The 462-nt window shown below is 65.4% G+C and carries 1 protein-coding gene; it reads left to right on the forward strand.

Annotation, left to right across the window (positions count from 1 at the left end; all coding sequences use genetic code 11):
- A partial coding sequence (locus tag FJV41_RS55700; RefSeq protein WP_181791576.1) for a substrate-binding domain-containing protein occupies positions 1-390 on the forward strand: 390 nt, incomplete at its 5' end.
- Positions 391-462 lie beyond the last annotated feature (72 nt).

Below are 462 nucleotides of genomic sequence, written 5' to 3' on the forward strand. Positions count from 1 at the left end.
CCGTTTCACAGCGAATGGGTGCTGGAGTGCGAGTCCAGTCAGAAGCAGGCGGCGGAGGCGATGACCGGCCTGCTGCGCCAGAATCCGACCATTACCGCGGTGCTGTGCTACAACAACGTGGTAGCCACCGGCGCGTGGTTCGGTCTGTTACGGGCTGGAAGACAGAGCGGGGAAGATGGCGTTGAGAGCTACTTTGAGCAGCGGGTGGCGCTGGCGGCGTTTGCCGACGTGCCGGAGGCCGCCCTCGACTACATGCCCCTCACCTGGGTGACCACCCCGGCGCGGGAGATGGGGAAAAGCCTGGCGGATTCGATGCTGCGGCGGCTGGAAGAGGGGACTGGCGAGACGCGAAACCAGATTATGCCCCCGCGGCTGGTGACGCGAAAATAAGGGAGACGGCGCGCGCTGGCCGTCTCCTGTACCGATAAGTTACGGCTGCGGGGCGGCGTCATCCTGCTGAGG

Origin of the sequence: Myxococcus llanfairpwllgwyngyllgogerychwyrndrobwllllantysiliogogogochensis (genome assembly GCF_006636215.1) — a bacterium.
In the GTDB taxonomy this organism is placed as follows: Bacteria; Myxococcota; Myxococcia; order Myxococcales; family Myxococcaceae; genus Myxococcus; species Myxococcus llanfairpwllgwyngyllgogerychwyrndrobwllllantysiliogogogochensis.